Source organism: Ferrovibrio sp. GW821-FHT12D07, assembly GCF_058807275.1.
In genome coordinates this window covers 993,707-1,010,982 of the sequence record NZ_JBXAQN010000001.1, presented here as the reverse complement: position 1 = coordinate 1,010,982, position 17,276 = coordinate 993,707, and the positions used below count along the sequence as shown (strand labels likewise).

At 62.6% G+C, this 17,276-nt stretch carries 10 protein-coding genes and 1 tRNA gene; 5 read left to right on the top strand and 6 right to left on the bottom strand.

Annotated elements, in window-relative coordinates:
* Positions 1-134: 134 nt before the first annotated feature.
* Positions 135-2,078, bottom strand: coding sequence for an acetate--CoA ligase (acs, locus tag AC1RRE_RS05100; RefSeq protein ID WP_492980016.1), 1,944 nt, complete (start codon positions 2,076-2,078; stop codon positions 135-137).
* A 156-nt stretch (positions 2,079-2,234) separates the two neighbouring features.
* Positions 2,235-2,759: a MarR family winged helix-turn-helix transcriptional regulator gene (locus AC1RRE_RS05095; protein WP_492980015.1), complete on the bottom strand. Its 525-nt coding sequence runs from the start codon at positions 2,757-2,759 to the stop codon at positions 2,235-2,237.
* Between the two features lie 106 nt (positions 2,760-2,865).
* Here AC1RRE_RS05095 and AC1RRE_RS05090 point away from each other — a divergent pair, with 106 nt between their 5' ends.
* Entirely contained in the window at positions 2,866-3,390 is a 525-nt protein-coding gene (locus tag AC1RRE_RS05090; RefSeq protein WP_492980014.1) for a PaaI family thioesterase, read from the top strand.
* Between the two features lie 36 nt (positions 3,391-3,426).
* On the opposite strand, the gene AC1RRE_RS05085 is transcribed toward AC1RRE_RS05090, so the two are convergent.
* On the bottom strand, positions 3,427-3,657 hold the full coding sequence (locus tag AC1RRE_RS05085; protein WP_492980012.1) for a DUF1127 domain-containing protein: 231 nt from the start codon (positions 3,655-3,657) through the stop codon (positions 3,427-3,429).
* Between the two features lie 148 nt (positions 3,658-3,805).
* Between AC1RRE_RS05085 and AC1RRE_RS05080 the strand changes: the two genes are divergently transcribed.
* Together AC1RRE_RS05080 and AC1RRE_RS05075 are read left to right on the top strand one after the other, a co-directional pair.
* The gene (locus AC1RRE_RS05080) at positions 3,806-4,531 is read left to right on the top strand and encodes an ArsR/SmtB family transcription factor (RefSeq protein ID WP_492980011.1); all 726 of its coding nucleotides are present in this window, start codon (positions 3,806-3,808) and stop codon (positions 4,529-4,531) included.
* Positions 4,532-4,598: 67 nt separating this feature from the next.
* Positions 4,599-4,672: transfer RNA gene (locus AC1RRE_RS05075), tRNA-Gly, on the top strand.
* A 29-nt stretch (positions 4,673-4,701) separates the two neighbouring features.
* Here AC1RRE_RS05075 and AC1RRE_RS05070 read toward each other — a convergent pair.
* The 3 genes from AC1RRE_RS05070 to AC1RRE_RS05060 form a co-directional block, all read right to left on the bottom strand.
* On the bottom strand, positions 4,702-6,129 hold the full coding sequence (locus tag AC1RRE_RS05070; RefSeq protein WP_492980009.1) for an HlyD family type I secretion periplasmic adaptor subunit: 1,428 nt from the start codon (positions 6,127-6,129) through the stop codon (positions 4,702-4,704).
* The gene (locus tag AC1RRE_RS05065) at positions 6,119-8,275 is read right to left on the bottom strand and encodes a type I secretion system permease/ATPase (RefSeq protein WP_492980008.1); all 2,157 of its coding nucleotides are present in this window, start codon (positions 8,273-8,275) and stop codon (positions 6,119-6,121) included. Before AC1RRE_RS05065 ends, AC1RRE_RS05070 begins: the two co-directional genes overlap by 11 nt.
* A gap of 486 nt (positions 8,276-8,761) precedes the next feature.
* On the bottom strand, positions 8,762-9,175 hold the full coding sequence (locus AC1RRE_RS05060; RefSeq protein WP_492980007.1) for a response regulator: 414 nt from the start codon (positions 9,173-9,175) through the stop codon (positions 8,762-8,764).
* A 141-nt stretch (positions 9,176-9,316) separates the two neighbouring features.
* On the opposite strand from AC1RRE_RS05060, the gene AC1RRE_RS05055 reads away from it, so the two are divergent.
* Both AC1RRE_RS05055 and AC1RRE_RS05050 read left to right on the top strand, forming a co-directional pair.
* Positions 9,317-15,106, top strand: coding sequence for a hybrid sensor histidine kinase/response regulator (locus tag AC1RRE_RS05055; RefSeq protein ID WP_492980006.1), 5,790 nt, complete (start codon positions 9,317-9,319; stop codon positions 15,104-15,106).
* Between the two features lie 8 nt (positions 15,107-15,114).
* Positions 15,115-17,214 (top strand): response regulator, encoded by a 2,100-nt coding sequence (locus AC1RRE_RS05050; protein ID WP_492980005.1) that lies wholly within the window; start codon positions 15,115-15,117, stop codon positions 17,212-17,214.
* The last annotated feature ends 62 nt before the right edge of the window (positions 17,215-17,276 follow it).

The following is a 17,276-nucleotide window of genomic DNA, read 5'->3' as shown; positions in this document are numbered from 1 at the left end:
GGTTATCTCACAAGAGATATAAGACGCGGATAGCCGCATGGTTCCCCATTGCCAAGCTTGGTGTGTTTAAGTCGTGACAATAAAAAAAGCGCCCGGATTGCTCCGGGCGCTTTGGTTCTGGAAGACCGCAGATATCAGCTGCGATTCATACGATTGTTGACCAGATCGTCGACCACCGTCGGATCGGCCAGCGTGCTGGTATCGCCCAGCGCCGAGAATTCATTCTCGGCGATCTTGCGCAGGATGCGGCGCATGATCTTGCCCGAGCGCGTCTTGGGCAGGCCCGGCGCCCACTGGATCAGGTCAGGCGAGGCAATCGGCCCGATCAGCGTGCGAACATGCTGCACCAGTTCCTTGCGCAGCTCCTCGGTCGGCTGGATGCCGGCCTTGAGCGTCACATAGGCATAGATGCCCTGGCCCTTGATGTCGTGCGGATAGCCGACCACGGCGGCCTCGGCCACCTTCTGATGGGCGACCAGCGCGCTTTCCACTTCGGCCGTGCCCATGCGATGGCCCGACACATTGATCACGTCGTCGACGCGACCGGTGATCCAGTAATAACCATCGGCATCGCGACGGCAGCCGTCACCGGTGAAATACTTGCCCGGGAAGGTGCTGAAATAGGTATCGATGAAGCGTTGGTGATCGCCATAGACCGTGCGCATCTGACCCGGCCAGCTGTCGGTGATGCAGAGATTGCCGTCGGTAGCTCCCTCCAGCACCTTGCCGTCGCCATCGACCAGCTGCGGCTGCACACCAAAGAAGGGCAGCGTCGCCGAGCCGGGCTTCTGCGCGATGGCGCCGGGCAGCGGCGTGATCAGGATGCCGCCGGTTTCGGTCTGCCACCAGGTATCGACGATCGGGCAGCGGCTGTCGCCGACCACGCGGTGATACCAGAGCCAGGCTTCCGGATTGATCGGCTCGCCCACTGAACCAAGCAGGCGCAGGCTGGCGCGACTGGTCTTTTTCACCGGCGCTTCGCCGTCACGCATGAGCGCGCGGATGGCAGTCGGTGCGGTGTAGAAGATGTTGACCTTGTGCTTGTCGATGACCTGCCAGAAACGTGAGGCATCGGGGTAGTTCGGCACGCCCTCGAACATCAGCGTGGTGGCGCCATTGGCCAGCGGCCCATAGAGAATGTAGCTGTGGCCGGTGACCCAGCCCACATCGGCGGTGCACCAGTAGATGTCGCCATCGTGGTAGTCGAAGACATACTGATGCGTCATCGAGGCGAAGACGAGATAGCCGCCCGAGGTATGCAGCACGCCCTTCGGCTTGCCGGTCGAGCCCGAGGTATAGAGGATGAACAGCGGGTCTTCCGCATTCATCGGCTCCGGCGCGCAGGTGGCCGACACCTTGGCCGCTTCATCATGCAGCCAGATGTCGCGGCCGGCGGCCATGTCGATCTTGCCACCGGTATGCCTGACCACCAGGACCTTCTTGACGCCCGGGCAGGATTTGAGCGCCGCATCGGCATTAGCCTTCAGCGGCACGCTGCGGCCGCCGCGCAGGCCTTCATCCGCGGTGATGACGAACTGGCTGTCGCAATCCTGGATGCGGTTGGCGAGACTATCAGGTGAGAAGCCACCGAACACCACCGAATGCACGGCACCGATACGCGCGCATGCCAGCATCGCATAGGCCGCCGCCGGGATCATCGGCAGGTAGATGGTGACGCGGTCGCCCTTCTTGACGCCGTTGGCCTTCATGATGTTGGCCATCCGGCAGACTTCGTCATGAAGCTGCTGGTAGGTGATGTTGGTCGACTTCGACGGATCGTCGCCTTCCCAGATGATCGCCGTCTGGTTGGCGCGCTTGGGCAGGTGGCGATCGATGCAGTTGGCGGAGACGTTCAGCGTGCCGTCGAAGAACCAGCGGATATGCAGGTCCTTCTTGTCGAAGGAGACATCCTTCACCTTGGTGAAGGGGGTGATCCAGTCGACGCGCTTGCCCTGCTCGGCCCAAAAACCATCCGGATTCTTGACCGACTGTTCGTACATGGCCTGGTACTTCCCGGCATCGGCCCAGGCGCGCTTGGCCCAGTCGGCGGCAACGGGAAACAGTTCATTCTCGGCCATGATCGGCTCCTTCTCTCATGCGCTTGACCGGCATGAGCCGGCCGCGTTTCCTCTATCGGCCGGGATGATGCCCGCTGGATCGGATGCGGACAAGCAGGGCCGCCCCGGCTTTCGACCAAAGCATAGACCCTGTCGAGACTTAAGTATCGTGGGGGATCAGAGGTCGTTCGCGACGGACGTGCCGGCAGCCGCAGGCAGGCCCGCAATGGTGGTCGCCAGTGCCTGCATCAGGCCGGGGAATTGCCGGCCCAGAATAGCCTGCGCCTCGGTCTGCGCATCCCGCCACAGCGCGATGCCAGCACGCCAGGCGGCACGGCCCTCACGTGTAGCGCGGACCAGCCGCGCCCGGCCATGCCCGGGGATCACCTCGATAAAGCCCGCTGCCACCATCGGCTTCAGGTTGCGGCTCAGCGTGCTTCGCTCGAGATCCAGCGCCATCGCCAGTTCGGTGATGCTGGGCGGGCGGCCATTCTGCTTCTCACAGGCCGCCGCCATCCCCACCAGGCTGTATTGCGACAGACTCAGGCCCACCGGAGCCATGTGTTTTGTATAAAAAGCGTTGACCCGCCGGGCGGCTGCCCGGAGCTGGAAGCACATGCAGATATCCGTGCCGTCCGGCGCCGGCGGTGGCAGGACGAAAACCGGGTCGGCCGATCTGGAGGCTTGCGGGGTCTGGCTCATGACGTGTATATACACGATACAGGCCGACCCGGCAAGCCATCCTCCCGGATCGCCTGAACTCACGGCCTCCCCGCTTTTTCATAAAAAATGACCCAAGGAATTCCCGATGTCCGCTGCCGCCCAGACCACTGTTCCAGCCCGCTCCGCCGACCTGATGCCGCCCACAGGGGGCAAATACGCGCCGATCCCGCTGGAGACGCTCCGCGAACTGGAGGGCATCGAGCTGTTCCGCAAGATCATGCGCGGCGAACTGCCCGGCGCGCCGATCGCCGAACTGATGAACATGTGGATTCATGAAGCCGAGCCCGGCCACGTGGTCTTCGCTGGCCGGCCGGAACTGAAGCATTACAATCCGATCGGCAGCGTGCATGGCGGCTATGCCGGCACCATGCTCGACAGCTGCATGTCCTGCGCCGTGCAGTCACTCCTGCCCAAAGGCAGCGGTTACACCACGCTGGAATACAAGGTCAGCCTGGTGCGCGCGATCAGCCACAAGACCGGCACGGTTTATGCCGAAGGCAAGGCGATCCAAGTCGGCAACCGCGTCGGCACCGCTGAAGGCCGCATCGTGGATGCCAGCGGCAAGATTCTTGCCACCGGAACCACCACCTGCCTGATCTTTCCGATCTAAGAGTTGGCCGATCTAAGAGTTGGCCGATCTAACGCGTCAGCGCTGCCATCGCGGCTTGCGGAGCTCGCCCTCGATGTCGGCGCGCGTCAGGCCGAGGTCTTTCAACGCCGCATCGCTCAAGGTCGCGAGGTTGTCACGTTCACGCGACAGCCGCTGCGCCGCCACGGCATCGATGGTGATGATTCGCAGGCTGGCCAGCACCTGAAGCCACAGGCGTTCAGGCAGGCTGCGGGACGGGACGGCAATGATGGTCGTTGTCTGGGTCATGGCGAGAATCCGTTTTTTTGATATGCGCCGGGGAGACGCTGCCCAGTCTTATACGCCCTGCCCATGACGCTGCGGTGACCGATCACTACGGTCTGGACCGAAGTGTTGCAGATGGACGACAGCCGGTGCCGCGCCTAGAGTCAGGCGCATGAGCAACGACCCCCATGTGGCCAAGATCGCGGCCCTGATCGGCGATCCGGCGCGGGCCAATATCCTGAAGGCGCTGATGGACGGCCGTGCCCGTACGGCCAAGGAACTGGCGCAGATCGCCGGCGTCTCGCCACAGACCACCAGCGGTCACCTGTCCAAGCTTTCCGAGGGCGGCCTGCTCGGCCTCGCCAGGCAGGGCCGTCATCGCTACTACCACCTCGCCAATGCACAGGTGGCGACGGCTATTGAAAGCCTGATGGCGCTCGCCGGAGAGCGCCCGCTGCCCAAGCATCACCATCATACCCGTGTCGCCGGCGCGCTACGCGCGGCCCGCACCTGCTACGACCATATCGCCGGCAAGCTCGGCGTCTGCCTCTTTGACCAGTTGATCGCGCGCGGCTGTCTTCTTCCCAGTGGCGAGGAAGATTTCGTGGTGACTGCGGCTGGCCGCGAACTGTTCAAGGCCATGCAGATCGATGTCGATGTGATGGCAAGTGGTAAGCGACGCTTCGCCCGTGCCTGCCTGGACTGGAGCGAACGCAGCCCGCATCTGGCCGGCTCGCTGGGCGCGGCCCTGGCCGACCGCTGCTTCGATCGGGGCTGGCTGGAACGCCGGCGCGACAGCCGCGCCGTGACACTGACTGCCGCAGGCCAGACCGGCCTCGCCCGCCTGTTCGACCTCACCCCGGGCCAGATCGCCGCCACCATGGCTGAAGTCCATTAGGCGGTCGCTGCCGCAAGGCTCGCTGTTGCAAGGCAGGGACGGGTTGGCTATTTTCCGCTGCAGGCGCGCGGGTGTAGCTCAATGGTAGAGCAGAAGCTTCCCAAGCTTACGACGGGGGTTCGATTCCCCTCACCCGCTCCAAACCAATCCGCACAGTAATAAGATCGGGCTTACCGCTCGCGCAGGCTTTCCTGCTTGTAGCGGGCGATCGGCGACAACACGTAATCGATCAGCCGGCGCCGGTCGGTCTTGATCTCGGCCGTCAGCGACATGCCGGCGCCCAGCAGCATGCGCCGGCCCTCCACCTCGATCCAGTTCCGCTCCAGCGAGATGCGCGCGGGATAGATCAGGCCGCGTTTCTCATCGGCCATGGCATCGCGCGAGACCGAGACGACCTTGCCCGGAATGGTGCCGTATTTGGTGAAGAGGAAGGTTTCGAGTTTCACTTCCACGTCCTGCCCCGGCACGATAAAGCCGATATCGCGATTCTGCACCATCGCCTCGACTTCGATTCCCGCAGAACTTTCCGGCACCACGGCCATCAGGGCCTGTGCCGGCGTCACCACGCCGCCGATGGTGTGAATGGCCAGCTGCTGGACCACCCCATCCAGCGGCGCCGTCAGGGTCTGCAGGCCATGGCGCTGCTCGGCCTTGAGCAATTCCTCCTCAATGGCAATCGTCTTGCGTTCGGCCTCATTACGCTGCATGAGGATTTCTTTCAGATACTCCGATGCGCTCTGATGACGCTGGCGGTCCAGAGACTGCAGCGCGGCGAGAGATTCGCTGCGTCGGTGGTTCTGGCCGATCAGCTCGTTCTCCATCTCCACCATCTGCTGCTGCAGCTCCAGCGCCGTCAGTCGCGAGCCGAACCCCTTGTCGGCCAACTCGGTGCGGGCGTTGCTGCGCTGGCGCAGTAGCGGGATGGCCTGCTGCAATCTGCTGATGGCGGCTTCGACCGTGCGGCGCTCCGCCACCCGGCGGTCGCGTTCGGCATCCAAGCTGGCCAGCTTGGCCTTGTATTCATCGGTCTGACTGATCAGCAGCGCCTGTTGCAGCGTTGCAACGGTTTTGGGTGTACCGACTGGCACGCGGAAATGCTTCAGCGGTTCGTCCGGATGGGCCGCAGCCTCCAGCCGGGCAGCATCGACGCGCGCCGAGACCAGCTCCGACGCCAGCCGCCGCATGTCGGACCCGGCCGCGGTCGGATCCAGTTCGACCAGGACATCGCCGGCCCGTACCATCTGGCCGTCCTGCACATGGATCGCGCGCACCACGCCGGTTTCCAGCGGCTGGATCACCTTGGTCTTGCCGGTGGGAATGGTGCGCCCTTCGGCAACCGCCACCACATCGAGATAGCCGATAAAGGACCAGGCCAGGCTGATCACCAGCAAGGCCGTCAGCAGCCACAGCGTATACCGCGCGGTCGGCGAAGCCGGGCTTTCCAGAACCTCCAGCGCAGCCGGCAGGAAATCGATCTCGTCGCGCTGGCGCTGCGGTCCTTTCGGCTGGCGTTTTTCCGCCTGCAAGGCGGCACGCGCCACCGCGCCGGCATGACGCCAGCCATCCAGCATGCCGGTCAGGCGCGCACTAAACGACATGCAAGCCTCCAGCCTGCTGGCGCGTCATCTGCGCGAAACGGCCATTCTGCCGCATCAGCTGATCCGGTGAGCCGTCTTCCACGATCTGACCCTGCTCGACCGTGATGATGCGGTCGGCATGGCGCACGGCAGACAGCCGATGTGCGATGATCAGCACCGTACGCCCCTTGCAGATACGCTCCATATTGGCCTGGATCGCCGCTTCGGATTCCACGTCCAGCGCACTGGTCGCCTCGTCGAAGATCAGCACACGGGGATTGCCGATCAGGGCGCGCGCAATGGCGACACGCTGGCGCTGGCCACCCGAGAGCGTCGAGCCACGCTCGCCCACCACCGTATCGTAGCCCTGCGCCAGCCCCATGATGAAGTCATGTGCACCGGCCAACTGCGCCGCGGCGATGACACGTTCCAGCGGCGCACCAGGATCGGTCAGGGCAATATTCTCCCGCACTGTGCCGGTGAAGAGGGTATTTTCCTGCAGGACCACGCCTATCATGCGACGTAGCGAAGACGGATCGACCTGCATCAGGTCCATGCCGTCGACCGTAACCTTGCCGGCCTCGGGGACATAGAGGCGCTGGACCAGTTTGGCCAGCGTGCTCTTGCCCGACCCGGACGGGCCGACGATCCCGACCACCTGGCCAGCCGGCACATTGAGCGACAGATTGCGCAGGATTTCCGGACCATCGGGGCGATAGCGGAAGGTCATGCGCTCGAATTCGATATGGCCCTTGATCGCCGGCAACGACTGGCGGCCGGCGCTGACTGCGGATTCCGTACGCGTGTTGAGAATATCGCCCAGCCGCTCGATCGAGAGACGGGCCTGTTGGAAATCCTGCCAGAGCTGGGCGATGCGCAGGATGGGACCACTTACCCGTCCTGACAGCATGTTGAAGGCAATCAACTCGCCCACTGTCAGCGAGCCGTCGATCACCAGCTTTGCGCCCATCCAGAGCGTCGCAGCCGTGACCAGCTTGCTAATCATTTGTGCCAGCTGGCTGGCTATACTGGCTAGGTTGCCGACCTTGAAGGCTGAACGCACATAGGCCGACAGCAATTCTTCCCAGCGCCGCTGCATCTGGGGTTCGACCGCCATCGCCTTGACCGTCTCGATGCCGCCGATCCGCTCGACCAGGAAAGACTGGTTTTCCGAACCCCGCGCGAACTTCTCATCCAGCTGCCGCTTCAGGACCGGCGTCACCACCAGCGAGATGCCGATATAGAACGGCACGGCCGCGAGACAGATCCAGCTCAGCGTGGGGCTGTACATGAACATTACAATAATGAAGACGAAGGTGAAGAATAGGTCCACCGCCACCGTCACGGTCGAACCGGTGAGGAAGTTGCGGATATTCTCCAGCTCCCGCACCCGCGCCACGCTGTCGCCGACGCGACGCGCCTCGAAATACGACAACGGCAGGGCCATGAGATGGCCGAACAGCCGCGCGCCGAGCTCAAGATCGACGCGGTTGGTGGTATGCGAGAACAGGTAGCTGCGCAGGAATCCGAACAGGGCTTCAAAGACCGCCATCACCAGAAGCGCGAAGACCAGTACATCCAGCGTCGACAGCGAGCGATGCACCATCACCTTGTCGATCACCACCTGGAACATCAGCGGCGACACCAGGGCAACCAGCTGCAGGATGAATGAGGCCAGCAACACCTCGCCGAACATGTGGCGGTATTTGACGATGGCGGGAATGAACCAGGAGACGTCGAAGCGGCGCTGCGCCCCCGCCAAGTCGGCGCGGGTGGCTACTAGGATCAGGTCGCCGGTCCAGACTTTTTCGAACTCGGCACGAGGCAGCGAGCGCGGCTTCCCGTCATGGCCTTCGGCGATCAGGACGTCTTCATTGCCGTTCTGATCCCGATGTCCGGCCAAAATGACAAAGCGGCCATCGTTCAGGCAGGCGATCGCCGGCAAATGCGTACCGGCCAGACGCTTCCAGCCGGTCGCCACCTTCCGGATCTTGATATCGAGCTGGCGGCCCGCACGCACAAGCTCGTCGGCTGACACGCGCCCACCGGGCAGACCGAAGCGATGCATGAGCTGGCCGGGTTCAACCGGCCGCCCCTGGATTCGCATGATCAGAGCCAGACACAGCAGTCCGCTGTCACCCGGAGTTTCTACCCCGTTTCCCGTCACGCCTTCCCCGCTTTACCCTGACGACCAGATGACCTCGGCAACGAGGTCTGGCTCGGGTCGGCAATTACGCTCTCATAAGCCCAAGAGGAGGGTCAATCGTCAAGCGGGCATTCCCAAAAGTTCATAATCTATAAGGGGTATTTTTCCTTCAATATCTGACACTTCTGCGTTAACACCCCTAGAATCTGAACCTGGGTGTCCTGATGCCCGGCCGGCGACGCAACCTCCCGAAATGGCCCGAACAATCCTCTCTCCAAAGTAATCTTGGATTGCGGCCGGCCCTGGCTGACCAGGATTCACCCGGGAATCCGCAATTTGACATTTTTGTGCGGTTTTCCGGGAACTCTTCCTGTCTCGCCTCGTTAGGGGCCGTAGACGTGGAATTGGGGGAACGGGTTGGATGTCACATCCGGCCACAGAGGCAATGCCGATCGGCTGCGCATCGCATGGCGAGGCAGCAGGCCAGATCGATTCCGCGAAGCCATCCTATCTCGTTGAAAGCGCCGCACCCGGCTGGCCGGCAGAACTCGTCGCGAGCCCCAGGCTGGCCAAGGCTGCTGTCAGTTCCTCGGCGAAATACGGTTTCCCCATCACGCGAATGCCCGGATCGCTGCCGAAAATCTTCTGCAGATCGGCGCCGCCATATCCGGTGGCGAGGATAAAGCGGAACCCCGGCACCAGTTCGCGGAAGGCGGTGACCAGCGCATCGCCCTTCATGTCGGGCAGTCCGATGTCGACCACGGCGCAGGTGAAATCGCCCGACCGTGCACGGAAGATATCCAGCGCCGACTTCCCGTTCGACGCCTCTTCGACCAGATACCCGGCTTCTTCAAGCTCGGGCACGATCGCCATGCGCAGCAGCATCTCGTCTTCAACGAACAGAACTTTTGCGGGTGTCATCGGGCTTGCCTTTTCGCGCCGGTCCAGGACCGCTGCGCTTCTGGCCGCCACCATCCGACTTTTACCGGCTGACATCAACCGATTTCGCTGCCGTAATACGGCATACGGTTTCCACCTTTTCTCCACCCGGATGACATCGCCATGGCTCAGGTAGCAACCATCTCCACCCTGCAATCCCGTGAACTGCTAGGCGCCTTGCGTGCCTTCCGGCGTGGCGACTTCTCGGTCCGGCTGGCCGAGGACCTGACTGGCATCGATGGCGAGATCGCCGCTGCCTTCAACGATGTCGTGCAGATGAATTCGATGATGGCCAGCGAGTTCGAGCGGCTCGGCACCGTGGTGGGCAAGGATGGCAAGATCAGCCAGCGCGGCGATCTGCCCGGCGCCACCGGCGGCTGGCATTCCTGCGTGTCCTCGGTGAACTCGCTGATCGGCGATCTGGTGCAGCCGACTGTCGAGGTGGCGCGTGTGATCGGCGGCGTGGCGCGCGGCGACCTGTCGCAGACCATGCAGCTGGAAATCGACGGCCGCCCGTTGCGCGGCGAATTCCTGCGCATCGGCCGCACCGTGAACACCATGATGGGTCAGCTCGGCTCGTTTGCCTCGGAAGTGACCCGCGTGGCGCGCGAAGTGGGCACCGAAGGCAAGCTCGGCGGTCAGGCCCGCGTGCGCGGCGTTGCCGGCACCTGGAAGGACCTCACTGACAACGTGAACTTGATGGCCGCGAACCTGACCGGTCAGGTGCGTAACATCGCCGAAGTCACCACCGCGGTGGCGAAGGGCGATCTGTCGAAAAAGATCACCGTGGACGTGAAGGGCGAAATCCTCCAGCTGAAGAACACCATCAACACCATGGTGGACCAGCTCGGCTCGTTTGCCTCGGAAGTGACCCGCGTGGCCCGCGAAGTCGGCACCGAGGGCAAGCTCGGCGGTCAGGCCCGCGTGGAAGGCGTCGCCGGCACCTGGAAGGATTTGACTGACAACGTCAACGCCATGGCCACCAACCTCACCGGCCAGGTGCGTAACATCGCCGAGGTGACGACAGCGGTGGCGAAGGGCGATCTGTCGAAAAAGATCACCGTGGACGTGAAGGGCGAAATCCTCCAGCTGAAGAACACCATCAACACCATGGTGGATCAGCTCGGATCGTTCGCTTCGGAAGTGACCCGCGTGGCCCGCGAAGTCGGCACCGAGGGCAAGCTCGGCGGTCAGGCCCGCGTGGAAGGCGTCGCCGGCACCTGGAAGGATCTGACCGACAACGTCAACGCCATGGCCACCAACCTCACCGGCCAGGTGCGTAACATCGCCGAAGTCACCACCGCGGTCGCCACCGGCAATCTGTCGAAAAAGATCACCGTGGACGTGAAGGGCGAGATTCTGGAGCTGAAGAACACCATCAACACCATGGTGGACCAGCTCAACTCCTTCGCCTCGGAAGTGACCCGCGTGGCGCGCGAAGTCGGCACCGAGGGCAAGCTGGGCGGTCAGGCCCGCGTGGAAGGCGTGGGCGGCACCTGGAAAGACCTCACCGACAACGTCAACCTCATGGCTGCGAACCTCACCGGCCAGGTGCGTAACATCGCCGAAGTCACTACTGCGGTGGCGCAGGGCAACCTGTCCAAGAAGATCACCGTGGACGTGAAGGGTGAAATCCTGCAGCTGAAGGACACCATCAACACCATGGTGGATCAGCTCAACTCCTTCGCCTCCGAAGTGACCCGCGTGGCGCGCGAAGTCGGCACCGAGGGCAAGCTCGGCGGTCAGGCCAAGGTGGAAGGCGTCGCCGGCACCTGGAAGGATTTGACTGACAACGTCAACGCCATGGCCACCAACCTCACCGGCCAGGTGCGTAACATCGCCGAGGTGACGACAGCGGTGGCGAAGGGCGATCTGTCCAAGAAGATCACCGTGGACGTGAAGGGCGAGATTCTGCAGCTGAAGGACACCATCAACACCATGGTGGATCAGCTCAACTCCTTCGCCTCCGAAGTGACCCGCGTGGCGCGCGAAGTCGGCACCGAGGGCAAGCTGGGCGGCCAGGCCAAGGTGAAGGGCGTCGGCGGTACATGGAAAGATCTCACCGACAACGTCAACGCCATGGCCACCAACCTCACCGGCCAGGTGCGTAACATCGCGGATGTGACCACCGCGGTGGCCAACGGTGACTTGTCGAAAAAGATCACCGTGGACGTGAAGGGCGAGATTCTGGAGCTGAAGAACACCATCAACACCATGGTGGATCAGCTCAACTCCTTCGCCTCCGAAGTGACCCGCGTGGCGCGCGAAGTCGGCACCGAAGGCAATCTCGGCGGCCAGGCCCGCGTGGAAGGCGTCGCCGGTACCTGGAAAGACCTCACCGACAACGTCAACCTCATGGCTGCGAACCTCACCGGCCAGGTGCGTAACATCGCCGAAGTGACCACCGCGGTCGCCACTGGCGATTTGTCGAAAAAGATCACCGTGGACGTGAAGGGCGAAATCCTCCAGCTGAAGAACACCATCAACACCATGGTGGACCAGCTCAACTCCTTCGCCTCCGAAGTGACCCGCGTGGCGCGCGAAGTCGGCACCGAGGGCAAGCTCGGCGGTCAGGCCCGCGTGGAAGGCGTCGACGGCACCTGGAAAGACCTCACCGACAACGTGAACATGATGGCCGCCAACCTGACCGGTCAGGTGCGCGGCATCGCCGAGGTCGTGACCGCGGTGGCACAGGGCAACCTGACCCGCAAGCTGGAGGTGGAAACCAAGGGCGAAATCGCCGCGCTGGCCAACACCATCAACTTCATGATCGAAACGCTGGCCACCTTCGCCGACCAGGTGACCAACGTGGCCCGCGAAGTGGGTATCGACGGCAAGCTGGGCGGCCAGGCCAAGGTGCCAGGCGCCGCCGGCCTGTGGCGCGACTTGACCGATAACGTCAACCAGCTCGCCGCAAACCTGACCACCCAGGTGCGCGCCATCGCCGAAGTGGCTACCGCGGTGACCAAGGGCGATCTGACCCGGTCAATCACCGTGGAAGCGCTGGGTGAGGTCGCGGTCCTGAAAGACAACATCAACGAGATGATTCGTAACCTGAAGGATACGACGCTCAAAAATACCGAGCAGGATTGGCTCAAGACCAACTTGGCCCGATTCTCGCGCATGCTGCAGGGTGAGCGCGATCTGAACACCGTGACCAACCTGATCCTGTCCGAGCTGGCGCCGCTGGTGAATGCCCAATACGCGGTCTTCTATGTCACCAACCGGCAGGAAGACAACGTCATCCTCGATCTGGTGGCATCCTATGCGGCCGAGAAGGAAGGCGTTCTGGAATCCCGCATCCGCCTGCGCGAAGGCCTGATCGGCCAGTGTGCGGCCGACAAGCGGCGCGTGCTGCTGACCAACACGCCCGACCAGTATCTGCGCATCGGCTCGGCCTTGGGCGAGGCCCAGCCGGCCAATATCCTGGTGCTACCGGTGCTGTTCGAAGGCGACGTCAACGCCGTCATCGAACTGGCCAGCTTCAGCGGCTTCAGCGATACCCACCAGCTCTTCCTCGACCAGTTGACGGAAAGTATCGGTATCGTACTGAACACGATTGCCGCCACCATGCGCACCGAGGGCCTGCTGCAGCAGTCGCAGTTGCTGACCCGCGAGTTGCAGAGCCAGCAGGAAGAACTCAAGACCACCAACGACCGCCTGGAACTGCAGGCCAAGTCGCTGCGCGAGTCGGAAGAACTGCTGAAGAGCCAGCAGGATGAACTGCGGCGCACCAACGAAGAGCTGCAAGAAAAGGCCATCCTGCTCTCCAACGAGAAGAAGCAGGTCGAAGCCAAGAATATCGAAATCGAAATGGCGCGCAGCGCGGTGGAAGAAAAGGCCGAACAGCTGGCCCTGACCTCCAAGTACAAATCCGAATTCCTCGCCAACATGTCGCACGAACTGCGCACGCCGCTGAACAGCCTGCTGATCCTCAGCAAGCTGCTCTCCGACAACCCCGATGGCAACCTGACGGAAAAGCAGACCGAGTTCTGCCGCACCATCCATGCCGCCGGCTCCGACCTGCTGTCGCTGATCAACGACATTCTCGATCTGTCGAAGATCGAATCCGGCACCGTCACGCTGGATGTCGGCGACATCCCGCTGGAAAATCTGCGCATGCATATGGAGCGCACCTTCACGCAGGTCGCCAACGACCGGAAACTGAAATTCGACATCAAATTCGATAACCTGCCGAATACTGTCCGAACCGACGAAAAGCGGCTGCAGCAGATCGTGATGAACCTGCTGTCCAACGCCTTCAAGTTCACGCATGACGGTGGCGTCACTCTGGCAGCGCAGGTCACCCAGCATAACTGGGGCCAGTATCACAAGCTGGGTGGCGTCAGCACCAATGCGCTGGCGATCTCGGTCACCGATACCGGCATCGGCATCCCCGAAGAAAAACAGCGCCTGATCTTCGAAGCCTTCCAGCAGGCTGACGGCACCACCAGCCGCAAATATGGCGGCACCGGCCTCGGCCTGTCGATCAGCCGCGAAATCGCCCGCCTGCTGAATGGCGAAATCCAGGTGTCGAGCGTGCCGGGCAAGGGCAGCACCTTCACGCTGTTCCTGCCGCTGGAGATCGAGCCCGCCATCGAGCAGCCGGTGATCAGCCGCTCGCCCGCCCGTTACATCAACAGCGGTGCGGAGGCCGGCATCGCGCTGCTATCGCCGATCGAGATCGGCGACGATCGCGACCAGATTCAGCCCGGTGATCCGGTGGTTCTGGTGGTCGAGGACGATCTGGGCTTTGCCTCCATCCTGCTCGATCTGGTGCGCGAGAAAGGCGCCAAGGGCATCGTCGCCACGGCAGGCAAGGGCGTTCTGGCGCTGGCCAAGCGCTATCAGCCCAGCGCCATCACCCTGGATGTCGGCCTGCCCGATATCGACGGCCTAGCGCTGCTCGATCTGCTCAAGCGCGAACCGTCCACCCGTCACATCCCGGTCCATGTGATTTCCGGCGATGAGCTGCAGGACAGCGGCTTCTCGCTCGGCGCCTATGGTTTCACCGGGAAACCCGCCAACCGGGACGCCCTCGTGGATGCACTGGAGAAGATCAGCCAGTATTCGCGGAAAGTCTCCCGCACGCTGCTGCTGTTCGATCAGGATGCTGCCCGTGCCGAAGCCACGGCCAAGATGGTGCGCACCGGCGATGTGGATGTGACGCTCGCCACCTCGAAGGCCGCTTTCGCCGCCTACCTGGAGAACCTGAACGCCGACTGCATTGTCATCGATGTCGGCGCCTATGACGAGGAGACCATCGCGCTGCTGCAGCAGGAGCGCGAACGCTCGGCCAAACCCCGCATGCCGGTGATCCTCTATTCCGACCAGCCGGTCGGTTCTGCGGCCCGCCGCAGCATGCCCGGCGTGTCAGGCCTGGCGCTGCTGGAAGCCAAGAGCAAGGCCGAGCTGATCGAGGATACGTCGCTGTTCCTGCATCAGGCGCTCAGCGGCATGAACCCAGACCAGAAGCAGCTGCTGAGCCAGATACGGCAGAAAGATCCGTCGCTGCGTGGCAAGAAAGTGCTGATCGTCGATGATGACATCCGCAACATCTTCTCGCTGACCAGTGTACTGGAGCAGCACGATATCCGCGTCGTCTACGCCGAAAGCGGCCGCGATGGCGTGCAGAAACTGCTGGACGATCCGGATATCGATGTCGCCCTGATCGACATCATGATGCCCGACATGGACGGCTACCAGACCATGGAGACCATTCGTCAGCATGCCCAGCTGCGCAATCTGCCGCTGATCGCGGTGACAGCGAAGGCCATGAAAGGCGACCGGCAGAAGTGCATCCAGGCCGGCGCATCCGATTACATCTCCAAGCCCGTCGATGTCGACCATCTGGTCTCGCTAGTCCGGGTCTGGCTGCGCCGCAGCCAGATTCACGTCTTGGCCGGTGAGTGATACAGGTCATGAGCGAGCCGTTCGATCTTCAGACCGAGCCGGAACCGGGCCCAACCCCCTCGTCCGCTGCGGTGCCTTCCGCTGCGACAGAAGGCGCATCGGCAGAGGCGACCGATAAATCCAGGATTCTCATTGTCGATGACGATGAGCGGAACCTGTTGTCGCTCCAGATGATCCTGGAAGATCTGAATGAGGAACTTGTCGTCGCCCGCTCCGGCGAGGAAGCCCTGCGCTATCTGCTGCACAACGACTGCGCGCTCATCCTGATGGACGTGCTGATGCCGGGCATGGATGGCTACGAGACCGCCGGTCTGATCCGCAGCCGCGAACGCTCCCGCCATATCCCGGTGATCTTCCTGACCGCAGCGAGCAAGGACGAGGTGCACGAGTTCAAGGGCTATACCGCCGGCGCCGTGGACTATGTGTTCAAGCCGATCGAGCCCTTCATCCTGCGCTCCAAGGTTTCGGTCTTCGTCGATCTCGACAAGAAGACGCGTGAAATCCGCCGCAGCGCCGAGCAGGAACGTCGCCTGCTGCAGGACAATCTGCGCGCCAATGCCGAACGCATGATCGCGGAAAAGGCGCTGCAGAAGGCAGAAGAGCGCCAAGCGCTGATCCTGCGCTCGCTTCCCATCGCACTTTATTCGATGGATGCAGACCAGCCGCTGCAGTCACCCCTGCGGATCGGCGATACGGTCAGCGACATCACGGGCTTCCCGGCTGCGCGCTTCCTGGAGCCCGGCTTCTGGTACAGCCGTGTCCACCCCGACGATCTGGCCCAGGTGCAGGCCGAGATCGACCGCCTGCCGGATATCGACGCCGGAGTGATCGAATATCGCTGGCTCTGCGCCGACGGCTCGCACCGGTACATCCTGAGTTATGCCGCCTACGTACCGGAAAACCAGGATACGCCGGCCGAGATCGTGGGCAGTTGGCTGGATGTCACCGAGCGCCGGATCATGGAGCAGCAGCTGATCCACGGCCAGAAGATGGACTCGCTCGGCCGTCTTACCGGCGGCATCGCCCATGACTTCAACAATATGCTGACGGTGGTTATCTCCAGTCTCGATCGCCTGAAGCGATCCGTCGAACCGGATGCGCCAAGCCTGCGGAATATCAACCTCGCCCTGAACGGTGCATTGCGCTGCGCCGATCTGACCAAGCGGCTGCTCTCCTTCGCCCGCCACCAGATTCTGAATCCACGCTCGATCAACCTGAACGAGATGATCGCCAATGCAGAGGCCATCCTGCGCCGGCTGATCGGCGAATCCATCTTCCTCGAGGTCATCACCGAGCGCGCGCTCTGGCACGTAAATGCAGATTCTACCCAGATGGAATCTGCCCTGATCAATCTGGTCGTGAACTCCCGCGACGCCATGCAGGATGGCGGCCGGCTGACCATCGAGACCCGCAACATCACCCTGAGCCAGGGTGCTGGCGTGAATATTCCAGACGGGAATTATGTCGCCCTCAGTGTGGCCGATACCGGCGTCGGCATTCCGCCCGCCCATATCGACAAGGTGTTCGAGCCTTTTTTCACGGCCAAGGAAGACGGCAAGGGCACCGGACTGGGGCTGAGCATCATCTATAGTTTCGTGCGGCAATCCGGCGGCTACATCCGGCTGAGCAGCGAGGTCGGCGAGGGAACACGGATCGAGATATTGCTGCCCCGCCTCTCCCAACCTGCCATTTCCCTGAATCCGGTGGAGATCGAGCAGGACCTGCCCAAGGCCAGACCGGGTGAGAAAATCCTAGTTGTCGAAGATGACAGCGAAGTCCGCGCCATCGTCGTCGCCTTCCTGCAGGAGCTCGGTTACGAGATCCTGGAAGCCGCTAATGGCGAAGAAGCCATCGTCGTGCTGGGCAAAGCGGCCGACATCACGCTCGCCTTCTCCGATATTGCGATGCCCGGCAATCTGAACGGCTATCAGCTTGCCGCCAAGATCGCCTCACTCCGCCCCACACTCCCCGTGCTACTGACATCCGCGAACTCCAATGGTGTCAGTGCCGGCACCGAGCGGGCCGGTGAATGGAAATTCCTGCAGAAGCCCTACAGGAATGTCGAACTGGCCAGCGCCATCCGCACGGCCATCGGCAGGGATCATTAGGCTTTAAGGCTACGCCTCGCTTCCCAGTCACCGCCTGGTCACCGGTCAGGACGCGTTGGTCA